Origin of the sequence: Bradyrhizobium sp. S69 (assembly GCF_009766005.1) — a bacterium.
Taxonomy (GTDB): Bacteria; Pseudomonadota; Alphaproteobacteria; order Rhizobiales; family Xanthobacteraceae; genus Bradyrhizobium.
Genome location: NZ_LMUK01000038.1, coordinates 351,105 through 370,845 on the forward strand (window position 1 = coordinate 351,105; position 19,741 = coordinate 370,845).

Annotated in this window: 19 protein-coding genes and 1 riboswitch; of the genes, 9 read left to right on the forward strand and 10 right to left on the reverse strand. The window is 62.4% G+C overall.

The window, feature by feature from the left end:
• Window position 1 precedes the first annotated feature (1 nt).
• Window positions 2–241, reverse strand: coding sequence for a PilZ domain-containing protein (locus tag GSQ88_RS16420; protein WP_159008760.1), 240 nt, complete (start codon window positions 239–241; stop codon window positions 2–4).
• Window positions 242–495: 254 nt separating this feature from the next.
• On the opposite strand from GSQ88_RS16420, the gene GSQ88_RS16425 reads away from it, so the two are divergent.
• Window positions 496–789 (forward strand): HdeA/HdeB family chaperone, encoded by a 294-nt coding sequence (locus GSQ88_RS16425; RefSeq protein WP_159008761.1) that lies wholly within the window; start codon window positions 496–498, stop codon window positions 787–789.
• 18 nt (window positions 790–807) lie between these two features.
• Here GSQ88_RS16425 and GSQ88_RS16430 read toward each other — a convergent pair whose 3' ends face one another.
• A complete protein-coding gene (locus GSQ88_RS16430) occupies window positions 808–1,275 on the reverse strand; it encodes a PaaI family thioesterase (protein ID WP_159008762.1) in 468 nt (155 codons plus the stop codon).
• Window positions 1,276–1,388: 113 nt separating this feature from the next.
• On the opposite strand from GSQ88_RS16430, the gene GSQ88_RS16435 reads away from it, so the two are divergent.
• From GSQ88_RS16435 to GSQ88_RS16455, 5 genes are all read left to right on the forward strand, one after another.
• Window positions 1,389–1,514 carry a peptidylprolyl isomerase gene (locus GSQ88_RS16435; RefSeq protein ID WP_159008763.1) on the forward strand — a complete coding sequence of 42 codons (126 nt, stop codon included), beginning with the start codon at window positions 1,389–1,391 and terminating at the stop codon, window positions 1,512–1,514.
• Window positions 1,515–1,584: 70 nt separating this feature from the next.
• On the forward strand, window positions 1,585–1,851 hold the full coding sequence (locus GSQ88_RS16440; RefSeq protein ID WP_174248028.1) for a hypothetical protein: 267 nt from the start codon (window positions 1,585–1,587) through the stop codon (window positions 1,849–1,851).
• A 147-nt stretch (window positions 1,852–1,998) separates the two neighbouring features.
• The gene (locus GSQ88_RS16445) at window positions 1,999–2,229 is read left to right on the forward strand and encodes a hypothetical protein (RefSeq protein WP_159008764.1); all 231 of its coding nucleotides are present in this window, start codon (window positions 1,999–2,001) and stop codon (window positions 2,227–2,229) included.
• Window positions 2,230–2,467: 238 nt separating this feature from the next.
• The gene (locus GSQ88_RS16450) at window positions 2,468–3,169 is read left to right on the forward strand and encodes an MgtC/SapB family protein (protein WP_159008765.1); all 702 of its coding nucleotides are present in this window, start codon (window positions 2,468–2,470) and stop codon (window positions 3,167–3,169) included.
• Window positions 3,170–4,230: 1,061 nt separating this feature from the next.
• Window positions 4,231–4,542 (forward strand): PilZ domain-containing protein, encoded by a 312-nt coding sequence (locus GSQ88_RS16455; RefSeq protein ID WP_159008766.1) that lies wholly within the window; start codon window positions 4,231–4,233, stop codon window positions 4,540–4,542.
• A gap of 94 nt (window positions 4,543–4,636) precedes the next feature.
• Here the strand turns inward: GSQ88_RS16455 and GSQ88_RS35985 are convergent, their stop codons facing one another.
• Window positions 4,637–4,765 carry a hypothetical protein gene (locus GSQ88_RS35985; protein ID WP_283810691.1) on the reverse strand — a complete coding sequence of 43 codons (129 nt, stop codon included), beginning with the start codon at window positions 4,763–4,765 and terminating at the stop codon, window positions 4,637–4,639.
• A gap of 1,560 nt (window positions 4,766–6,325) precedes the next feature.
• Between GSQ88_RS35985 and recA the strand changes: the two genes are divergently transcribed.
• Window positions 6,326–7,423, forward strand: coding sequence for a recombinase RecA (gene recA, locus GSQ88_RS16460; RefSeq protein WP_159008767.1), 1,098 nt, complete (start codon window positions 6,326–6,328; stop codon window positions 7,421–7,423).
• Window positions 7,424–7,564: 141 nt separating this feature from the next.
• The gene (locus tag GSQ88_RS16465; protein WP_159008768.1) at window positions 7,565–8,539 is read left to right on the forward strand and encodes a hypothetical protein; all 975 of its coding nucleotides are present in this window, start codon (window positions 7,565–7,567) and stop codon (window positions 8,537–8,539) included.
• 80 nt (window positions 8,540–8,619) lie between these two features.
• Here the strand turns inward: GSQ88_RS16465 and gcvP are convergent, their stop codons facing one another.
• The 3 genes from gcvP to gcvT are packed head-to-tail and all read right to left on the reverse strand — an operon-like array spanning window position 8,620 to window position 13,048.
• Window positions 8,620–11,508 carry an aminomethyl-transferring glycine dehydrogenase gene (gcvP, locus tag GSQ88_RS16470; protein ID WP_159008769.1) on the reverse strand — a complete coding sequence of 963 codons (2,889 nt, stop codon included), beginning with the start codon at window positions 11,506–11,508 and terminating at the stop codon, window positions 8,620–8,622.
• A 9-nt stretch (window positions 11,509–11,517) separates the two neighbouring features.
• Complete coding sequence (gene gcvH / locus GSQ88_RS16475) at window positions 11,518–11,883, reverse strand: glycine cleavage system protein GcvH (protein WP_159008770.1); 366 nt, start codon at window positions 11,881–11,883, stop codon at window positions 11,518–11,520.
• 16 nt (window positions 11,884–11,899) lie between these two features.
• Window positions 11,900–13,048, reverse strand: coding sequence for a glycine cleavage system aminomethyltransferase GcvT (gene gcvT / locus GSQ88_RS16480; RefSeq protein WP_159008771.1), 1,149 nt, complete (start codon window positions 13,046–13,048; stop codon window positions 11,900–11,902).
• Between the two features lie 159 nt (window positions 13,049–13,207).
• A riboswitch (glycine riboswitch) is annotated at window positions 13,208–13,298 on the reverse strand.
• Window positions 13,299–13,505: 207 nt separating this feature from the next.
• Here gcvT and alaS point away from each other — a divergent pair.
• The gene (gene alaS, locus GSQ88_RS16485) at window positions 13,506–16,178 is read left to right on the forward strand and encodes an alanine--tRNA ligase (protein WP_174248029.1); all 2,673 of its coding nucleotides are present in this window, start codon (window positions 13,506–13,508) and stop codon (window positions 16,176–16,178) included.
• 73 nt (window positions 16,179–16,251) lie between these two features.
• Here the strand turns inward: alaS and GSQ88_RS16490 are convergent, their stop codons facing one another.
• The 4 genes from GSQ88_RS16490 to GSQ88_RS16505 all read right to left on the reverse strand — a co-directional run bounded on the left by GSQ88_RS16490 (window position 16,252) and on the right by GSQ88_RS16505 (window position 19,599).
• On the reverse strand, window positions 16,252–16,857 hold the full coding sequence (locus GSQ88_RS16490; protein ID WP_159008773.1) for a 2-dehydro-3-deoxy-6-phosphogalactonate aldolase: 606 nt from the start codon (window positions 16,855–16,857) through the stop codon (window positions 16,252–16,254).
• A complete protein-coding gene (locus tag GSQ88_RS16495) occupies window positions 16,854–17,768 on the reverse strand; it encodes a 2-dehydro-3-deoxygalactonokinase (RefSeq protein WP_159008774.1) in 915 nt (304 codons plus the stop codon). The genes GSQ88_RS16490 and GSQ88_RS16495 overlap by 4 nt, the downstream gene beginning before the upstream one ends.
• A gap of 107 nt (window positions 17,769–17,875) precedes the next feature.
• Window positions 17,876–18,385 (reverse strand): DUF3455 domain-containing protein, encoded by a 510-nt coding sequence (locus GSQ88_RS16500; protein WP_174248030.1) that lies wholly within the window; start codon window positions 18,383–18,385, stop codon window positions 17,876–17,878.
• 2 nt (window positions 18,386–18,387) lie between these two features.
• Window positions 18,388–19,599, reverse strand: coding sequence for an NADP-dependent isocitrate dehydrogenase (locus GSQ88_RS16505; protein WP_159008775.1), 1,212 nt, complete (start codon window positions 19,597–19,599; stop codon window positions 18,388–18,390).
• Window positions 19,600–19,741: the final 142 nt, after the last annotated feature.

Consider the following 19,741-nt stretch of genomic DNA (forward strand, 5'->3'; position numbering starts at 1 on the left):
GCTAATCGAACGCGACGCCGATCCGCTTGTCCTTGCTCCAGACCGGACGGCAGCGGCGGATGAACTGATCGGTTTCGATCACCAGCATGAAGGACGGCGGCATGCTGACCGGGCTTGGAAAGTCGATCGCGGCGCCATCGGCTGAAAGGTTGCGGACGGTGCAGGCGAGCCCGTTGCCGTCGAAGGCGACGGTGGCGCCCTTCAGCACCCTGAATCGCTGTGTCCTGCGTTTCTCGATCATGTCACACATCCGGAAGAGCGGGTTGTTGTTGCGGGCTGTTGTTACCGGGGTAATCTAGCGTGACGGAATTACAGACAATTGAATCCAACCCCCGCCGTACTTGCCTTTACCTTCAGGTTTCGTTTACGAATGGCATCCTGAGCCGCTCAAGTTTAGTCGAATTGCGTTTGCGATCCCGTTGAGCTGCGACGTGGCAACTAGCTACGATGTGCTGGCGACCCTTTTTTTAGAGATCATCATTTTGGGAGATCATCATGAAGACGACCGTCTCGATGTTGTTTGCCGCCGCCCTCGTGCTTTGCTCGCTGCCGGCCCATGCCGTGGTTCTCGATCTGTCGACCTTGACCTGCAAACAGTTCATCGAGGGCGGCGATGACGAGATCAAGATGGTGCTGACCTGGATGGACGGCTGGTACAAGGGCGACGAGGACGAGGCGATCATCGACACCGACGTGTTCGTCGACAACGCCAAGAAGTTCGGCGCCTTCTGCGCGGCGAACCCGACCATCAGCATCGTCAACGCCGCCGAGAAGATTCTCGGCAAATAAATCCAAACCGCCGCTGCTTCACAGCATCGCGAACGCGCTGGAAACCATCGCCACCGGCTTGTGGTCGGTGGCGTTCAACAGCGTGACGCGGCCAAAGCTCATGGTGCGGCCGAGGCGCACCACCCGCGCGTCGGCCAGTACGTCCGACGAGGTGACGGCGCGCATGAAATGGGTGGTTTGATCGACCGTGGTCATCGGCCGGTAGCCGCGATTGGCCGCCAGGATCGCAATCACCATCGAGGTGTCGGCCAGCGCCATCAGCGCCTGGCCGCAGACGATGCCACCGTGCCGGCATAGCCGCTCGGAGAACGCCATGCGCAGCGTGGCGCCCGGCTGCCAGTCGGCCGTGGCGCCCGAAGGCGGGGCGGCGCATTCGATCTGTTCGACCGACAGCCCGAGATCCTTCACCCACGGTGCAAACACATCATCGAGAACCCGCCGCGCCTCCGCGATATCGAATTCGGCCGCCTGTTGCTCGCTTGCCATGAACGCTGGATCCCCCCGGATGATGCTTGTGAGGCATACTAATCGGCTGTGCTGTGGCTTGAAAATGCCTGACTTGGGACGCTATAACCGCGCCCTGTGGGAGTGGGTGTACGATGTTCAGGCGATTGGCATTGATTTTCAGCGTGATCGCCTTGGGTCTGCTATTGAACGGCTGCACCAAATGCGGTCCGATCTGGGACGATTGGCTGCCGAAATCCTGCAAGTCGGACAATTTGTAATGTGCGGGCCATGCTTGGCGGCACAAGCGGTGGTGGTATATCGCCGGAAAGAGACGACGGGGAGCATCCCATGAAGGTTTTACGCGCCGCCGCGCTGATCGCATTGCTGACGGGACCGGCTTACGCGCAGATGCCCAACATCAATCTGATGCCGGAAACCGCCTCCAAGACCCCTGAGCAGAGGGAGGCGGAGGAGGCCAGGGACAAGGCCTACAAGGAGTCCTTAAAGAAGATTCCGGACGCCAAGGTCTCCGCGGATCCCTGGGGTAACGTGCGTACCGATACGCCGAAGGCCGCGGGCAAGCCGAAGAGCAAAACCGGCAGCACGGTGAATTAGGGGCAGTTCAGCTGATCGCCACGAACCGGCCAGGTTCGGCCGCCGCCGGTCAATCCAGCAACATTTAGACATAGGGGCAGCCCGAGGGACTCGGATTGGCGGCCGCGCGCGCTATATTGAGCCAGTCGTAATGTTGGAGTTTGCGGCATGGCCTCTCGCCCGCGCGATCTCGCAGACCGGATGGCCGGCCGGCGCAAGCCCGACGACGGCTATCTGCGCGAGACCTTTACCCTGCCGCGCGACCGCGCCCGAACCAAGGCGCGCGATTTTCTCAACCGCTATCCCAAGGCCGCCTATATGAGCGGGGTCGAAAGCTGGCGTGAACTGCCCGGCGGCGACATCGAATTCACCATGCGGCGGCTGCCCAGCGCGGACTAGCGGATCGATGCGATGGACTCCTGGCCTCATCCCGGGGATGACGTCGGGGAGTACCTAAACTTCGGAAACGATGTACGCATCTAACTCAGCCTGCCGTCGGCAAGAGCCCGCAGGCGTTGCGCCCAAAAACATCGTCGTGCAAGATCGACACCAGGAACGTTCGCGAGGGTGGCGGCCTTTATGGTCGACGCGCTTGCAACTAAGCGCCGGGCCGTTTCGCGATCGGAGTGCCAGAAAAATGTCGGACGTCGATATGCTGATCCGCCTGCTCAGTGCGGCGTTGCTCGGGAGCATCATCGGACTCGAGCGCGAAAGGATATTGTGGGCCGCCGGCATTCGAACGCATATGCTGGTGTGCGTCGGCTCCTGCCTGATCATGATCGTTTCGCAATACGGGTTCGCCAACGTCCTGACCGAAAAGAACGTGGTGCTGGATCCCTCGCGTATCGCAGCACAGGTCGTCTCCGGAATTGGATTTCTCGGCGCCGGCTCGATCCTGGCCCGTGGCGAGATCGTCAAGGGATTGACCACGGCGGCCAGCATCTGGACCGTCGCGGCGATCGGTCTCGCCGTCGGCGGCGGTCTCTATCTCCCGGCCGCCGAATCCACCGTCATCATTCTGATCATCCTGGCCGGCATCAAGCCGCTGGAAGAGGCCTATCGATCGCGCAATCAAAGTTGCCAGCTGAAGATTGAAGTCGAGAGTGGATTTCTGACGCCGGAGTTGCTCCGCGACACGCTTCAACTGCGCGCCAGTCAGGTCAAGCGCTTCCTGGTCGAAAGCCGCGGCAGCCAGGGCGCCGACGATCTCTCGGTGCTCATCAGCAAAGTGTCGTCGCAGGACATCGCGAGTTTTGCCGGCAAATTGAACGAGCTCGACGGCGTCAAGTCGGTGACGATCGTGAAGCGCGGCAAAAACAGCAACGCAAACCCGACGTGAACGCGCCCTAGAGGCTGTTGTTCAGCAGCGCGGCTAATGCCCTTGCGCAAGGACGCCTGGTGGCCGTCATCCTGAGAGCCTGTGAAGCTATCTCGACGTCATCCCCGGGGATGACGTCGAGATAGCTTCAAAGGCTGAAAGGCTGGGACACACCGGAACCGTCATCCTGAGGTGCGAGCTCTTGCGAGCCTCGAAGGATCGCCGCACGCACTGCGCTGAACACCATCCTTCGAGACGCGGCCAAGCGGCCGCTCCTCAGGATGACGCTTCTTGTTTCTCCGGTGATGATGGCGTTGCGCGTTTCAGCGAACGCCCTGAGATTTTTTACGGCCGCAAGCCCCAAAATCGCTTGCGCATAAACAGCAATTTACGGAGCGAATTCAATTTGATTTGTGGTGTCCAGCCCTACACACCTCCATGCAATTTCTGATTTTCAGAAATTATCCTTGACTTTCGACCCAAATCAGCGGCGTATTCCTCGCCATCCCGTCCCGAGAGAGGGGGCGTTGGCCATCGTCACTGACGTTGGGGCGGGGAGCGGTGGACGCCGATGCGCTTTTGACGAACGGCGCGTGACGCGTACGGCAAAGTCGTGTGGTCCTGACGCCCCGATGGCAGGTGTCAAGTTCGCAAGGAGCTCAGGCTTCTTGCGGGCGACGGTGACAAGCAAGCCAGGTCTCGCCGGGGAGAGCACGATATAAGCTGTAAAGCCATTGCGCAGGGAAGGCCGGACTGCTTCCGCTGAACCTGTATGCTCGTGTGCGTTTTCTATGTGCATCTTTGCACACGAGATCGCGGGTGCAGCGCGCACCCGGTCTTCCCTGCGCCCTCTTCTTGAGGGTCGCCTGCGTCCCTCTTGGGATCGCACTGCGCCCTCTCTTTTTAAGGGCGAACGAATTTGCAAACCTCGGGCGCAGTGTGCCGCGAGATCGCGGGCTTATGCCCTATGGTTCCGGCGAACTTTTCAAACTGAGATAGATATTAACTTTTCCCGATAACGGCTGTTGAAGAATTTTCACCTAAAGCTGGTGCTCCAAAAGGCGGGTGCTCGAAGGCGAGCGATGGCGAAACAGCGCATAGAACGCGGCACGCGCAAGAGTGTCCGGATCGATCTGCACACGCAGGGATTTCTGATTCCGGCGCCGGATGCGCCATGGATCGCGTGCGAGATCGTCGATGTCTCCAACCACGGCGTCTGCCTGGAGGTCGGCGATCTGGCGGTGCCGAAGCTGTTTGGTCTTGCGTTTACCGCCGGTGGCGAGGTGCTCCGGGTATGTTCGCTGATCTGGCGTCGCGGCGAGCGGGTCGGTGCCCGTTTCGTCAGCGCCAGGGAATTGCGGCAAGGAGTTACGATAAGCCCTGGTGCCGGCTGAAACCAATCCGCATGCGGGATAGGTACGAGGTCGATAGCGTTTTCAAGCGAAGTGGGCACCGGTTCGCGTGAAGAAAACGCGTCAAAACAAAAGTCTAGCGGGCCGCGACGATTTGCACCGGTGCACTGCCACGCCAGGTCAGGCCCGGGGAGGTCGATGCCGCGCAGAGGAACAAAATCATGGCGACGGGCAACACGACAAGTTTTTGCAGGTCTGAAATCATGGCCGCGGCTCCGTCTCGAATCGGGCACGCTCATCCTGCGCCTTTTATGGTTAATGCGATCTTACCATGCGCAGATCTTGCCAGGCGCAGATTCTTGCCAAGCTCATGCCGCGCGGAATGGTCGCGGGCCAAGCGGGCCTTCCGCGTTCATGGGCCGGCGAGCGGTCAGGCGTCGAGCCGCAGCGGCGCCTTGGGGACGACGACAGGCTTCTCGACATGTCCGCATCGCAGGCATTCAAGGCGGGCGTCGATTTTCACCATGTTCATGCCGCATTTTGGGCACGGCGGTCGGACTTCAAAACAGGTCAATGGGTGCTCCTTGTCAGGCGGGAGCTTTGCTCGCTCCGTCGGCAAGCCTGATCGATCGTCTGGAGGTTGTGGACAGCGATTGCCATCAAGGCGCACGGCGCAATGGATCGCTTCGCTACCCATTATTTTATATTTTTATTTTATATTTTTATTATCGCTCTCCGCTGCCCGGAATCGCGGAGAGCACTTAGTGTTAAATAACTAAATAGACTTTGAGCAATTAATCCAATTTTAATACTGACGATTACCAGAAGTTGATAGACCGTATCAATACGGAAGCCGCGCTGCCCCGATCGCGATGAAAAAGTTCGAATGAAACGTTATCGCGGAAGTTTTCCGGTGACTGGGGGCGTGATCGCAAAAAGAGAAAATTCTTTTTCACTCGCGTCAAGCGCGAAGCGTTTGCCCGGAGAATCATGCTCAAACAATAAATGCGTGCCGGATGACGATTCGAAGAAGAATCATTCCGCTCTGGCCGGGCGCATGAACCAAAATCGCGAACCGGTACACTCAAGGGGGCTGCTGACCGTCAGCGCCTGCTATGGTCACGCCGCCTGCGGCCCCAATTCGGCACCTCCAGCGCCGTTGGGGCCGTTTTGCGTGCGACTAGCTTAAGCGTGCGCGTGTCCGAACCAGACCGCCGACGAAAAGCCCCGCCCGCAGGGGGTCCACGGACGGGGCCGGTCAGAAGGCGGCATTCCCAGGGGACGTCGCCCGGCGCACAGCCTAGGATTGGATCCACCAGCCGCAAGGCGAAGATTTAGCCAAATTCTGACGCGAGACTTACGCCGTCTCACGTCGAGCTGCGGCAAGGGGTGCTTACCGAATCGAAGCGTGTCCTTGAGTTGATGCAACCGGAGAATGGCGCCTTGAAAATGAAAGAGGCCGCCAACTGAGGCGGCCTCAGGAGTAAACAGTGTACGGGAACCCGAGTAATCAGCATCGCTGTTTGATGTGCGGCAAAGAATGGACGGTGCCAGAACCGGCTGTTCAAACGTACTTCCTCTGCCGCGCCTGTACCGGATCATGGCTGATGGCTTACTTCCGGCAGCTCAAGGCGCGCGTTGCCCTGTGGCTGCGAAAATCAAATTAGGCCACTGCGAAAGCCAAATAGGCCACCAGGGGCCAAAAGAACATATTGCGAACATAGAACAAACGTGGTACAAGGTTCCACAAGCTGATCGACCGCCCGTTTTTCACCCGCCGCCCGTTTGTCCCGCTAGCGAATCCTCGCCATAAGGAGCACCACCTATGTCCGCCTCTGCCCTGCGTATCGTCGAAGGATCTTCCATGGACAAATCCAAGGCGCTGTCCGCCGCGCTTTCCCAGATCGAGCGCCAGTTCGGCAAGGGCTCGGTGATGAAGCTCGGCAAGAACGACCGTTCGATGGACGTGGAAACCATCTCCTCGGGCTCGCTCGGGCTGGATATCGCGCTCGGCGTCGGCGGCCTGCCGAGGGGGCGGGTCGTCGAGATTTACGGGCCGGAATCCTCGGGCAAGACCACGCTGGCGCTGCATACGGTCGCGGAAGGCCAGAAGAAGGGCGGCATCTGCGCCTTCATCGACGCCGAACACGCGCTCGACCCGGTCTATGCCCGCAAGCTCGGCGTCAATATCGATGAGCTTTTGATTTCGCAGCCCGACACCGGCGAGCAGGCGCTGGAAATCTGCGACACCCTGGTGCGCTCCGGCGCGGTCGACGTGCTGGTGATCGATTCGGTCGCTGCATTGGTGCCGAAGGCCGAACTCGAAGGCGAGATGGGCGATGCGTTGCCCGGCCTGCAGGCGCGGCTGATGAGCCAGGCGCTGCGCAAGCTCACCGCGTCGATCAATAAATCCAATACCATGGTGATCTTCATCAACCAGATCCGGATGAAGATCGGTGTGATGTACGGCTCGCCGGAAACCACCACCGGCGGCAACGCGCTGAAATTCTACGCGTCCGTCCGCCTCGATATCCGCCGCATCGGCGCCATCAAGGAGCGCGACGAAGTGGTCGGCAACCAGACCCGCGTCAAGGTGGTGAAGAACAAGCTGGCGCCGCCGTTCAAGCAGGTCGAATTCGACATCATGTATGGCGAGGGCGTCTCCAAGATGGGTGAAATCCTCGATCTCGGCGTCAAGGCCGGCATCGTCGAGAAGTCCGGCGCCTGGTTCTCCTATGACAGCCAGCGGCTCGGGCAGGGACGTGAAAACTCGAAGGCCTTCCTCAAGGCCAACCCCGACATGACCGCGAAGATCGAAGTGGCGATCCGGCAGAACTCCGGCCTGATCGCCGAGCAGATCCTGGCCGGCTCGCCCGAGCGCGACGCCGACGGCGAGGAGCCGGACGACGCCGCGGAGGCATGAGGTTTTCCGAGCGTCAGGTCGGATGATCTGAGTTCAACATAGCGGGTGCTGAGGACGTTGAGTTGCCGACGTCTTTGGCGCCCGTTTTGTTTGCGTAGCGCTGGGATCCGGTGCTGACGGCGCCTGTGAAGGGGTGAGAAGATGAAACGCCTGATCTTCACCACGAGCGACTCCGGCGCGGGATGCCTCAGGCAACCCGGTATCGCCGACGCAGTGGTGCCGGTCGGACGCCGCTTCTTTCTCAGAGAGCCTTTGCCTTCCGACATCGATATTACCAAGTCACTGGATGAGGATGATTGGCTCGCGCGTATCTACAGGAAGTACGCTCAAGAGACCGATCATCGCACCGGCATGATAGGTCTATGCGAGCCGTTCGATACGGTCGATTTGTGGATCGATCCCGATCCGAATGCGCAGCTCATCCTGATCTGGTGGCTGGCGTACTTCCGCCCGCATGAGGCCGTCGTCTCAAAGCTGAATCTGGTGCAGGCGGACATTCCGATCGGCAACTATCCGGCCGAGGAAGTGGTCGAGTGGCGAATACCCACCGTCAAGATACTGAATGAGCATCTCGAACTCGCCAGTTCGGCCTGGCAGGGCTGGCGCGCGCCGACGCCCCGGGATTGGTTCAATCTGCTGTCGACGGATCTGAGCCTGTTGCCGTTGTTCCGGCCAGCGGCCGTCGCTCTGCTCGAAGAATTGCCGGGACGCGCGACCGGACTTGGCGCCACGGAAATGCGGATGCTGGAGCTGATCTCAGAAGGTAACGCAAGCCCGCCCGACGTTTTTCCCGGACACGAGAAGCGCAACGAGCGGCGGACGTTCGACTATTGGCAGATCGGCGCTCTGCTGAATGGCTTGGCAAATGCACCGGCGCCCGCCATCTCGGGCTTGGATGGCGGGCCATTTACGGCGGAGATGCACGACGACCGTGATCGTCACCAACGTTACAACGGAAGCGGGCTCTCACTTACCGAACTCGGTAAAGCCATTCTGGCCGGGCGCGACGATTTCAGCCGGCACAACCCGATCCATCGTTGGTGGGGCGGCACCGAATTGACCAACGATCGGCTGTGGCGCTGGGATGTTGAGAAGCAGGTTTTGATCGAGCCTTGATGGTCAGAATTTCAAACGCGGCGTCATTCCGGGCCTGCGCCAAGCGGCGCATCCCGGAATGACGACTGCATGTTTGTTCCTTACTCCGCCGCCTGTGCGTAGTCCTCCATCGGCGGGCACGAGCACACCAGATTGCGGTCGCCATAGACGTTGTCGACGCGCCCGACCGGACACCAGTATTTGTCCGTGCGCGATGTGCCCGCTGGAAAACAGCCCTCGGCGCGGCTGTAGGCACGCGCCCAATTGTCGTCGGCGATGTCGTGCACGGTATGCGGCGCATGGCGCAGCGGCGAGGCGTCGGCCTTCCAGCGTCCGCTCTCGATCTCCGCTATCTCGCGCCGAATCGCGATCATGGCGTCGCAGAACCGATCCAGTTCGGCCTTCGATTCGGATTCGGTCGGCTCGATCATCAGCGTACCCGGCACCGGAAAACTCATGGTCGGCGCATGGAAGCCGTAATCGATCAGCCGCTTGGCGATGTCGTCGACGGTGACGCCACAGGAAGTCTTCAATGGGCGCGGATCGACGATGCATTCATGCGCGACGCGGCCTTTGGCGTTGCGATACAGCACCGGGAAATGCGGCTGCAAGCGGTTGGCGATATAATTGGCGTTGAGGATCGCCACTTCAGTGGCGCGGGTCAGGCCTTCGCCGGACATCATCAGAATGTAGATGTAGGAGATGGTCAGGATCGACGCCGAACCAAATGGCGCGGCCGATACCGGCCCGACCGCATGCGATGCTCCGCTGTCGGTTGCGGAATGCCCGTTCGCCGGATGACCTGGCAGGAACGGCTTAAGATGCGCTCTGACGCCGATCGGTCCCATGCCGGGCCCGCCGCCGCCATGCGGAATGCAGAACGTCTTGTGGAGGTTGAGATGGCTGACATCGGCGCCGTAATCGCCGGGTCGCGACAGCCCGACCTGCGCATTCATGTTGGCGCCGTCGAGATAGACCTGGCCGCCATGGCCATGCACGATGTCGCAGATCTCGCGAATATGCTCCTCGAACACGCCGTGCGTCGAGGGATAGGTGATCATCACCGCGGCGAGGTTGGTCGCATGCGCCTCGGCCTTGGCGCGCAGATCGTCGACATCGACGTCGCCGCGCGCATCGCAGGCGACCACCACCACGTCCATGCCGACCATGCTGGCGGAAGCCGGATTGGTGCCGTGGGCCGAGGAGGGGATCAGGCATACCTTGCGATGCGGCTCGCCGCGTGCGGCATGATAGCCGCGGATCGCGAGCAGTCCGGCATATTCGCCCTGCGCGCCGGAATTCGGCTGCAGCGAGATCGAATCATAGCCGGTGATATCGCACAGCCATTGTTCGAGCCGATTGAACAGCGCGTGATAGCCGGCGGCCTGCGCGCGTGGCGCGAACGGATGCAGATTGGAAAATTCCGGCCAGGTCAGCGGGATCATTTCACTGGTGGCGTTGAGCTTCATGGTGCAGGAGCCCAGTGGAATCATTGCGCGGTCGAGCGCGAGATCGCGGTCGGAGAGCTTTCGCATGTAGCGCAGCAACTCGGTCTCGGAGCGATGGGCGTGGAACACCGGGTGGGTCAGGAACGCGCTCGCGCGCTTCAGTTCAGCCGGCAGCGTATCGCGCGCGCCGGCGTCGATGTCCGCGTAGGCAAGCTGGCCGCCGAACGCGCGCCAGACCGCCTCGACGTCGGCGGCCGTCGTGGTCTCGTCCAGCGCGATGCCGAGCGTGGTGTCGCCGATCCGAAGATTGATCCGCTCGCTCAGGGCGCGCGCCACGATCTCATCGCGCTTGCCGCCGGCACCCACCGTTATCGTGTCGAAGAAGGCTTTCGTGTTCGGCGCAAAGCCGAGCTTGCGCAAACCCGCCGCCAGCACGGACGCACGTCGATGCACCGATCGCGCGATGTCGGTCAGTCCTTCCGGCCCGTGATAGACCGCATACATCGAGGCGATCACGGCGAGCAGCACCTGCGCGGTGCAGATGTTGGAGGTCGCCTTCTCGCGGCGGATGTGCTGCTCGCGGGTTTGCAGCGCGAGGCGATAGGCCGGCTCGCCGCGGCAATCCACCGAGAGCCCGACGATGCGGCCGGGCAACGAGCGCTTCAGCGCATCGCGCACCGCCATATAGGCCGCATGTGGTCCGCCATATCCCATCGGCACCCCAAACCGCTGCGCCGATCCGATCGCGATATCGGCAGCCAGTTCACCGGGCGAGGCCAGCAGCGTCAGCGCCAGCAGGTCGGCGGCAATAACGGCGAGCGCGCCCTTGGCATGCAGCGAAGCGATCGCGGGCTTGAGGTCGCGCACCGCCCCCGAGCTGCCGGGATATTGCAGCAGGCCGCCGAACACATCGGCCTTGCCGAGGTCGACCAGGGGATCGCCAACAATGACATTCCAGCCCAGCGGTTCGGCGCGGGTGCGCAGCACCGCCAGGGTCTGCGGGTGCACGTCCACATCGACGAAGAACGATTTTGTCTTGGTCTGCGCCGCGCGCTCGGCCAGCGCCATCGCTTCGGCGGCGGCGGTGGCTTCATCGAGCAGCGAGGCATTGGCGACGTCGAGCCCGGTGAGATCGCAGATCATGGTCTGGAAGTTGAACAAGGCTTCCAGCCGGCCCTGGCTGATCTCCGGCTGATACGGCGTGTAGGCGGTGTACCAGGCCGGATTCTCCAGGATGTTGCGCTGGATCACCGCCGGCAGCACCGTGCCGGAATAACCCTGGCCGATCATCGAGGTGAAAACCTGGTTCTGCGATGCGAGCGCGCGCATGTGCGCCAGCGCCTCGATCTCACTCAAGGCTGCGCCGAGATCGAGCGGCGCCTTCTGCCGGATCGAGGCCGGCAGCGTCTCCGCCATCAGCGCTTCCAGGCTCTTGGCGCCGACGCTCTCGAGCATCGCGGCGATATCGCGAGGCGAGGGGCCGATGTGCCGCCGCGCGAAGTTCACGGCGGCGTCGTTGGCGGGCTTGCGGTGCGCGGTCATGCTGATCCCTCAGGCGGTGTGCTTGGCGTAGGCGGCCTCATCCATCAGGCCTTCGAGTTGGCTCTTGTCGGCAATCTTCATCTTGAAAAACCACGCCTTGCCGCCGGCGTCGGAGTTGACCAAAGCGGGCTCGGCGACCAGCGCGTCATTGATCTCGACCACCTCGCCGGTGATCGGCGCGTAGACGTCGGAGGCGGCCTTCACCGACTCGACGACCGCCGCGGCCTCGGCCTTCTTGAGGCTGCGGCCGACCTTCGGCAGTTCGACGAACACGACGTCGCCGAGCTGCGACTGCGCATAATCGGTGACGCCGATGGTGGCGACATCGCCCTCGATGCGGAGCCATTCGTGGTCGTCGGTGAACAGCGTCGTCATGAAAAATCCTCTGGTGTTAGCGTTTGTAATTGTTGGGAACGAACGGCATCGCCGCGACCTGCACGGCCAGGCGCTGGCCGCGGACTTCGGCGAACACGGATGAACCGGCTCTCGCGTGCGAGGTCGGCAGATAGCCCATCGCTACCGGCGCGTTGAGGGTCGGGCCAAAACCACCGGAGGTAACGCGGCCGATGGGGTCGGATGAAGTGGCGTCGGCGAACAACGCCGCGCCCTCGCGCACCGGCGCGCGGCCTTGTGGCGTCAAGCCGACGCGGCGGCGCGCAGCGCCTTGCTCGAACTGCGAGAGGATACTGTCGGCGCCGGCAAAACCACCGGCGCGCGCGCCGCCAGCCCGGCGGCTCTTCTGGATCGACCATTCCAGCGCGCCCTCGACCGGGGTCGTCGTGGTGTCGATGTCGTGGCCATACAGACAAAGCCCAGCCTCGAGCCGCAGGCTGTCGCGGGCCCCAAGGCCGATCGGCAGCACGTCGGGATCGGTCAGCAAGGCGTTGGTCAGCGCCGCGGCGTGCTCGGCAGGAACTGAAATCTCAAAACCGTCCTCGCCGGTATAGCCGGAGCGCGAGACGAAACAGTCGATGCCGCTGACCTTGCGCGGAGCGGAATCCATGAACCGCATCGCGGGCGCATCTGCACAAAGTTTAGCCAGTGCGGATTCGGCTTTCGGCCCCTGCAGTGCGATCAGCGCGCGATCCGGCAGCGATTCGATCACGCAGGCATCGGATAGATTCGCGCGCAGATGCGCCTCGTCTTCGGCTTTGCAGGCGGCGTTGACCACGACAAACAGATGGCTGCCGAAATTGGCGACCATCAGGTCGTCGAGGATGCCGCCGGCTTCGTTGGTGAATTGCGCATAGCGCTGGCGGCCGGGCGCGATTGCGACGATGTCCTGCGGCACCAGCCGTTCCAGCGCCAGCGCCGCGTCCTCGGCCTTGCCGGATTTCGGCCGCAGCGCGATCTGGCCCATATGCGAGACGTCGAACAGGCCGGCGGAGGCGCGGGTATGCAGGTGCTCCCGGAGCACGCCGGCGGCGTATTGCACTGGCATGTCATAGCCCGCGAACGGCACCATCTTGCCGCCGAGGGCAAGGTGCAAAGCGTGCAGGGGTGTACGCTGCAATGAAGGTTGGTCGTCACGCGCAAGCATCACAGGGCCCTCGCGGTTTCCCGGGGGATGATTCCCCTTGGAAACCTACAGAAAGCCCCATCTGTCGCTGTGCCTGAGAGTATTATCCCGTCGGCGGACGCCTCACGGCTGAAACCCGCGATTGGGTTAGAGCCCTTGGCGTCTCTTTCCAGATGCTAGCAACGTCACGCGGTCCATTTGCCTGAGAGTTTCCGGGGCGGTTGCTCCTTCGGCGCCGGCACTGAAGCCGGTCTCTCCCGACGTGACGCTCTCGAACGGATAAGAGGGAAACACGACTGGGCCAAGGCTGTCAACGCAGCCGCAGCATTATCAACGGCTGTTGTCCTGTGCTGCTGCGGCAAGCCTATGATCCCCTTGCACAGTTTCTGGACACCGCCATTTGCCTTGTCTAAAAGCGTTGCGCCGGAGGATGGGGCCATTTGCGGCAGGTTCCCGGCAGTTTTGCGATTGGATGGACATGAGCGGCGTTAACGAAATCAGGTCGACCTTTCTGAACTTCTTTGCCGAGAACGGCCACGAGATCGTGCCGTCGTCGCCGCTTGTGCCGCGCAACGACCCGACCTTGATGTTTACCAATGCCGGCATGGTGCAGTTCAAGAACGTCTTTACCGGCGTCGAGAAGCGTCCCTACCAGCGCGCTACCACCTCGCAGAAATGCGTCCGCGCCGGTGGTAAGCACAACGACCTCGACAATGTCGGCTACACCGCGCGGCATCACACGTTTTTCGAGATGCTCGGCAACTTCTCGTTCGGCGATTATTTCAAGGATCACGCCATCGAACTTGCCTGGAAGCTGGTCACCCAGGAATTCGGACTGCCGAAGGATAAACTCACGGCAACCGTCTATATCGACGACGACGAGGCGTTCAATCTCTGGAAGAAGATCGCTGGGCTCCCGGACTCGCGCATCATCCGGATCGCCGGCTCCGACAATTTCTGGCAGATGGGCGACACCGGGCCGTGCGGCCCGTGTTCGGAAATCTTCTACGACCATGGCGACAAGATCTGGGGCGGTCCTCCAGGCTCGGCCGAGCAGGATGGCGATCGCTTCATCGAGATATGGAATCTCGTGTTCATGCAGTTCGAGCAGACCGCGCCCGGCGTGCGCAATGCGCTGCCGAAGCCCTCGATCGACACCGGCGCGGGACTGGAGCGCGTCGCGGCGGTGCTTCAAGGCAAGCACGACAATTACGACATCGACCTGTTCGTCGCCTTGATCCGCGCCATTTCGGAATTGACCGGCGCCGATCCGCATGGCGAGCAGAAGGCGTCGCTGCGCGTGATCGCCGATCATCTGCGGGCCTCGTCGTTCCTGATTGCCGATGGCGTGCTGCCGTCGAACGAGGGCCGCGGCTATGTGCTGCGCCGGATCATGCGCCGCGCGATGCGCCATGCGCAGTTGCTCGGCGCCAAGGATCCGCTGATGCATCGGCTGGTCTGGGCGCTGGTGCGCGAGATGGGCCAAGCCTATCCCGAACTGGTGCGCGCCGAAAACCTGATCGAGGAAACGCTGCGGCTGGAAGAAACCCGCTTCCGCAAGACGCTGGAACGCGGCCTGACGATCCTGGACGAAAAAAGCAGCACGCTGAAAAAAGGCGACATGTTCGACGGCGATACTGCATTTACGCTGTACGACACCTATGGCTTTCCGCTCGACCTCACCCAGGACGCGCTGCGCAACCGCGGCATCGGTGTCGATATCGCGTCCTTCACCGACGCCATGGAGAAACAGAAAGCTAAGGCCCGCGCGGCCTGGGCAGGGAGCGGCGATACCGCGACTGAGAACATCTGGTTTCCGCTACGCGAGAAACTCGGCGCCACGGAATTTTTGGGCTACGACACCGAGAACGCCGAAGGCGTGGTCGGCGCGCTGGTGAAAGACGGCAACGAGGTCGACAGCCTCAAGGCGGGCGACACCGGTGCCATTGTGCTGAACCAGACGCCGTTTTACGCGGAGTCCGGCGGTCAGGTCGGCGATACCGGCCTGCTGACCGGCGAGGGTGTCACGTTTCGCGTCACCGACACGCAAAAGAAAGCCGGTGATCTCTTCGTGCATTTGGGCACCGTCGAGCAGGGTACGCTGAAGGTAGGCGCCGCGCTGGCGCTCGAGGTCGATCACGCCAGACGCTCCTCGATCCGCGCCCATCACTCCGCGACGCATCTGCTGCACGAAGCGTTGCGGCAGGTGCTGGGCGACCACATCGCGCAGCGCGGCTCGATGGTGGCACCCGATCGCCTGCGTTTTGACTTTGTGCATCCGAAGCCGATCACGGCGGAAGAACTCGCCCGCGTCGAGGATATCGCCAACAACGTGGTGCTGGAGAATGACGAGGTCACCACGCGTTTGATGGGCGTGGACGACGCCCGCGACGCCGGCGCCCGCGCATTGTTCGGCGAGAAATACGGCGACGAGGTGCGCGTGGTGTCGATGGGCAAGACCGCGCGCGCGCACGGCGCCAACGCGCTCGGCTGGTCGGTGGAATTGTGCGGCGGCACCCATGTGCGCCGCACCGGCGATATCGGCCTGATTTCCGTGACCGGCGAAAGCGCGGTGGCCTCAGGCGTTCGCCGCATCGAGGCCTTGACCGGCAATCACGCGCGCAAGCACGCCAATGACACGATGGCGCTGGCCAAGACCGCGGCTGCCGAGCTGCGCACCACGCTTGACGACATGCCGGCGCGCATCACAGCCCTGATGGAAGAGCGCAAGAGACTGGAGCGCGATCTGTCGGAGGCGCGCAAGAAACTCGCGATGGGCGGCGCCGGCGCCGCGAACGGCGCGGCCAGCCTCGGCACACGCGAGGTCGGCAACGTCAAGCTGATGGCCCGCGCGGTCGAAGGCATCGAGATGAAGGACCTGAAAAGCCTGGTCGACGAAGGCAAGAAGCAGCTCGGCTCCGGCGTGGTCGCCATTGTCGGCGTGACCGGGGACGGCAAGGCCGGCGTCGTGGTCGGCGTGACCGCCGATCTCACCTCACGCTATAATGCGGTCGAGCTGGTGCGCGTGGCCTCCGAGGCGCTCGGCGGCAAGGGCGGCGGCGGGCGGCCGGACATGGCGCAAGCCGGTGGACCCGATGGCACCAAGGCTGATGCCGCGCTCGCCGCGATCGAAAAGGCGATGGCGGGGTAGCGCAACGCCATCGAACTAGGGCGGCATGACGATTCGAAAATAAGTCATCCCGCGCTAGTGCTGCAATAATCCTTTACCGAGAGGCGGCATCGTAGGCCCTGACGATATCAGCAGCGGCTTGTCGCACTTGAGCGACGGAGTGCCCGGGCTGATAAAGCGCCGTGCCGATTCCAAATCCGTTCACGCCGGCAGCGATCCAATCCGCAAAATTTGCCGGGCCGGCGCCGCCCACCGCGTAGACGCTGGTTTCCGGCGGCAGCACCGCGCGGATCGCCTTAACCCCCGATGGTCCCAACACCGAGCAAGGAAAGATCTTCAGTCCGTCGGCGCCGGCCTTCAACGCCGCGAAGCATTCGGTGGGCGACAACACGCCGGGCCACGACGCCATATTGAGCGATTTTGTTTCCTGCACGACCTCGGCATCGAAACTTGGCGAGACGATAATGCGGCCGCCGGCGCTGGCAACTTCGCGGACGTGCTGAACGCTGAGGACGGTGCCGGCGCCAATGGTCGCCACCGACCCAAAAGCCTTCGCCAGCAGCGCGATGCTTTCCAGCGGTCTCGGCGAGTTCAATGGAATTTCGATCGTCGTGATCCCAGTCTCGATCAGGGCTTCACCGATCGCCTTGGCGTCGTCGGGAGCGATGCCGCGCAGGATGGCAATGATGTTCCGGTTCATTTCAGGTCTTTCATGATTTCCGTGTGCGCCGCCTTGAGGCCTGCCAACGTTACGCTACTCGCATCGGAAGTTTGAGAAGCCTTCCCGAGTGTCCGCAGCCCTTCGTTGTACAGGCTCGCCTGTGTGCCGTTGCCCACGATCAGCACGTTATGGTCCAGCCAATAGGATCGCGCCGCGGCCAGCTCGGCGCCGATCAATGTGCCCGATAGCCGCGCATTGGCCGTCGCGGGCGTTAGTCCCGAAACCAATGTATCGGCGCGTATGGCAAACAGCCGGCCGGCAAAACCTTCAGGTTCCGTGGCTGAGAGTTGCGCGCTGCGTGCGAATTCGCCTGCGTCCCAGCTCGCCTCGTCGAGGCTGTGACGAAGCACCGAGGACTTCGACAAAAGGTTGAAAAGCTCGCCGGTCATGAAGGTGCGAAAATGGACAATTGTTCCGGCGGCTATTCTGGCCCACTTGGTGTGCGTTCCCGGCAGGCAAATCACGCCGTCGAAATCCGGATGCTCCAGCAACACGCCCGCGATCTGGGTTTCCTCGCCGCGCATCACGTCGGCCGGCGTGATCTGTTTAATGCCGGGGAGTACTCTCACCTTCAATCGGGGATCGCGCACGTCGGGCGCACCGATTCGGTCAGGGGAGAATGGACTGCAGGGGGCCTGGCGATAAGGCACTTCGATCCAGCCCTGTCTCGCGCCGACCATGCCGCAGGCGATAACCAGCGCCGCGTCGGCCTTCGGTAGCCAGTTCCCGATCAGTTCGATCAACGCCGGTTCGAAGCCGTCGCGCTCAAGCCTGGACATGCCCTTGTCGGACGACGCTTCGGCCAGAATGCGGTCGTCGGCACCTATGGCCCAGACCCTGAGGTTGGTCGTGCCCCAATCGACTGCGATCCATGCCACTCCGTTCAACATTCGACCTCACGATCTCGGAGCGTTCAGCGCGTCGCGCCCTGCAAGTCGGCCGCCGTCGGTGCGGATGGTTGGATGGGCGGGGTCAAGTCCGGCCATCACAAGGTCACTCACCCCTTGCGCAGGAACACATACTCCGCGGAGTAGGGCGCGCTCTTCGTCGCGCCTGGCTTGTCGCAGGCGCCCGCGAGTTGGCCGCCCTGGGTGTTGATCCGCTGCACCGTGGTGACGCCCGAAAGAATCCCGCTGCCGCGATGGGCAGTCACGTCGAGCTTCAGCCAGGCGATGTCGTTGGCGGTAGCGCCCGGGGCATTGCCGATGGCCTTGCCGGTCACGGCGCTGCCGTCGGCGTCTTCCCAGTTCGGGCCGGCATAGTGCCGGCCGACGGTTTTGCCGTCGGCCATCAGGGTCGCGATCGGCTCGCGAAACGCCCAGCCCAGTTTGCCGTCGGTGCCGGCCTTGCATTCATAGACCTGCGCGCCTTCGGCATGCACCGACAGCACGGCAGTCTCGCCCGGCGCCGTGACGGCGTCGGGGAGCGGGGTTTCGGCCGCCGTCGCGCCCGCGAGCGAGCCCGACAGCACCATCATGGCCAGCGCGGCCGTTCTGATCAACGGCATCCTTATGCCACCGCCTTGGTGAGGTTTTCCGCGACCTTGTCGAGGAAGCCGGTGGTCGACAGCCAGCGCTGGTCGGCGCCGACCAGGAGCGCGAGGTCCTTGGTCATGTAGCCGGCTTCGACGGTCTCGACGCACACCTTCTCCAGGGTCGCGGCGAACTTGGCCAGCGCCTCGTTGTTGTCGAGCTTGGCGCGATGGGTCAGGCCACGGGTCCAGGCGAAGATCGACGCGATCGAGTTGGTCGAGGTCTCCTTGCCCTTCTGATGCTCGCGGTAATGCCGGGTCACCGTGCCATGGGCGGCCTCGGCTTCCACAGTCTTGCCGTCGGGGGTCATCAGCACCGAGGTCATCAGGCCGAGCGAGCCGTAGCCCTGGGCCACGGTGTCGGACTGCACGTCGCCGTCGTAGTTCTTGCAGGCCCACACATAGCCGCCCGACCACTTCATCGCGGCCGCCACCATGTCGTCGATCAGGCGATGCTCGTAGGTGATCTTCTTGGCGTCGAATTGCGACTTGAATTCCTTGTCGAAGATGTCCTGGAAGATATCCTTGAAGCGGCCGTCATAGACCTTGAGGATGGTGTTCTTGGTCGAGAGATAGACCGAGTAATTCTTGGATAGGCCCATGTTGAGGGAGGCGCGGGCGAAATCGGCGATCGAATCGTCGAGGTTGTACATCCCGAGCGCGATGCCGGCGCTGGGCGATTTGTAGACTTCGCGCTCGATCACCTGGCCGTCCTCGCCGACGAATTTCATCGTCAGCGTGCCCTTGCCGGGGAACTTGAAGTCGGTGGCGCGGTACTGGTCGCCGAAGGCGTGGCGGCCGATGATGATCGGCTTGCTCCAACCCGGCACCAGCCGCGGCACGTTCTTGCAGATGATCGGCTCGCGGAACACCACGCCACCGAGGATGTTGCGGATGGTGCCGTTCGGCGACTTCCACATCTGCTTGAGGCCGAATTCCTCCACCCGGGCTTCGTCCGGGGTGATGGTGGCGCATTTGACGCCGACGCCGACCTTCTTGATCGCTTCCGCCGCGTCAATGGTGACCTGGTCATTGGTCTTGTCGCGGTATTCCATCCCGAGGTCGAAATACATCAGGTCGATATCAAGGAACGGGTTGATCAGCTTGTCCTTGATGTACTGCCAGATGATCCGGGTCATCTCGTCGCCATCGAGTTCGACGACGGGGTTGGTCACCTTGATTTTTGCCATTGAGGTCGGGCCTTTTGAGAGTGTCTGCTGGGGCGGGGAGGAACGAACCGTTCCCGATCAGGCCCTATAGCATCGCCGCCACAAGGGTGGAAGGCGAATGGCTGGGCAGAACGCCGTCTGGCAGACATGCCTTTAGGCAGGC

Excerpts from the sequence above, each read along its gene's own strand:
- GSQ88_RS35985 (WP_283810691.1), bottom strand. The coding sequence starts at position 4,765 with ATGATTTCAGACCTGCAAAAACTTGTCGTGTTGCCCGTCGCCATGATT.
- GSQ88_RS16425 (WP_159008761.1), top strand. The coding sequence starts at position 496 with ATGAAGACGACCGTCTCGATGTTGTTTGCCGCCGCCCTCGTGCTTTGC.
- GSQ88_RS16490 (WP_159008773.1), bottom strand. The coding sequence starts at position 16,857 with ATGAACCGGAACATCATTGCCATCCTGCGCGGCATCGCTCCCGACGAC.
- GSQ88_RS16500 (WP_174248030.1), bottom strand. The coding sequence starts at position 18,385 with ATGCCGTTGATCAGAACGGCCGCGCTGGCCATGATGGTGCTGTCGGGC.
- GSQ88_RS16450 (WP_159008765.1), top strand. The coding sequence starts at position 2,468 with ATGTCGGACGTCGATATGCTGATCCGCCTGCTCAGTGCGGCGTTGCTC.
- GSQ88_RS16495 (WP_159008774.1), bottom strand. The coding sequence starts at position 17,768 with ATGTTGAACGGAGTGGCATGGATCGCAGTCGATTGGGGCACGACCAAC.
- GSQ88_RS16440 (WP_174248028.1), top strand. The coding sequence starts at position 1,585 with ATGAAGGTTTTACGCGCCGCCGCGCTGATCGCATTGCTGACGGGACCG.
- gcvH (WP_159008770.1), bottom strand. The coding sequence starts at position 11,883 with ATGACGACGCTGTTCACCGACGACCACGAATGGCTCCGCATCGAGGGC.
- recA (WP_159008767.1), top strand. The coding sequence starts at position 6,326 with ATGTCCGCCTCTGCCCTGCGTATCGTCGAAGGATCTTCCATGGACAAA.
- gcvT (WP_159008771.1), bottom strand. The coding sequence starts at position 13,048 with ATGCTTGCGCGTGACGACCAACCTTCATTGCAGCGTACACCCCTGCAC.
- GSQ88_RS16445 (WP_159008764.1), top strand. The coding sequence starts at position 1,999 with ATGGCCTCTCGCCCGCGCGATCTCGCAGACCGGATGGCCGGCCGGCGC.
- GSQ88_RS16465 (WP_159008768.1), top strand. The coding sequence starts at position 7,565 with ATGAAACGCCTGATCTTCACCACGAGCGACTCCGGCGCGGGATGCCTC.
- GSQ88_RS16435 (WP_159008763.1), top strand. The coding sequence starts at position 1,389 with ATGTTCAGGCGATTGGCATTGATTTTCAGCGTGATCGCCTTGGGTCTG.
- GSQ88_RS16505 (WP_159008775.1), bottom strand. The coding sequence starts at position 19,599 with ATGGCAAAAATCAAGGTGACCAACCCCGTCGTCGAACTCGATGGCGAC.
- GSQ88_RS16420 (WP_159008760.1), bottom strand. The coding sequence starts at position 241 with ATGATCGAGAAACGCAGGACACAGCGATTCAGGGTGCTGAAGGGCGCC.
- alaS (WP_174248029.1), top strand. The coding sequence starts at position 13,506 with ATGAGCGGCGTTAACGAAATCAGGTCGACCTTTCTGAACTTCTTTGCC.
- gcvP (WP_159008769.1), bottom strand. The coding sequence starts at position 11,508 with ATGACCGCGCACCGCAAGCCCGCCAACGACGCCGCCGTGAACTTCGCG.
- GSQ88_RS16430 (WP_159008762.1), bottom strand. The coding sequence starts at position 1,275 with ATGGCAAGCGAGCAACAGGCGGCCGAATTCGATATCGCGGAGGCGCGG.
- GSQ88_RS16455 (WP_159008766.1), top strand. The coding sequence starts at position 4,231 with ATGGCGAAACAGCGCATAGAACGCGGCACGCGCAAGAGTGTCCGGATC.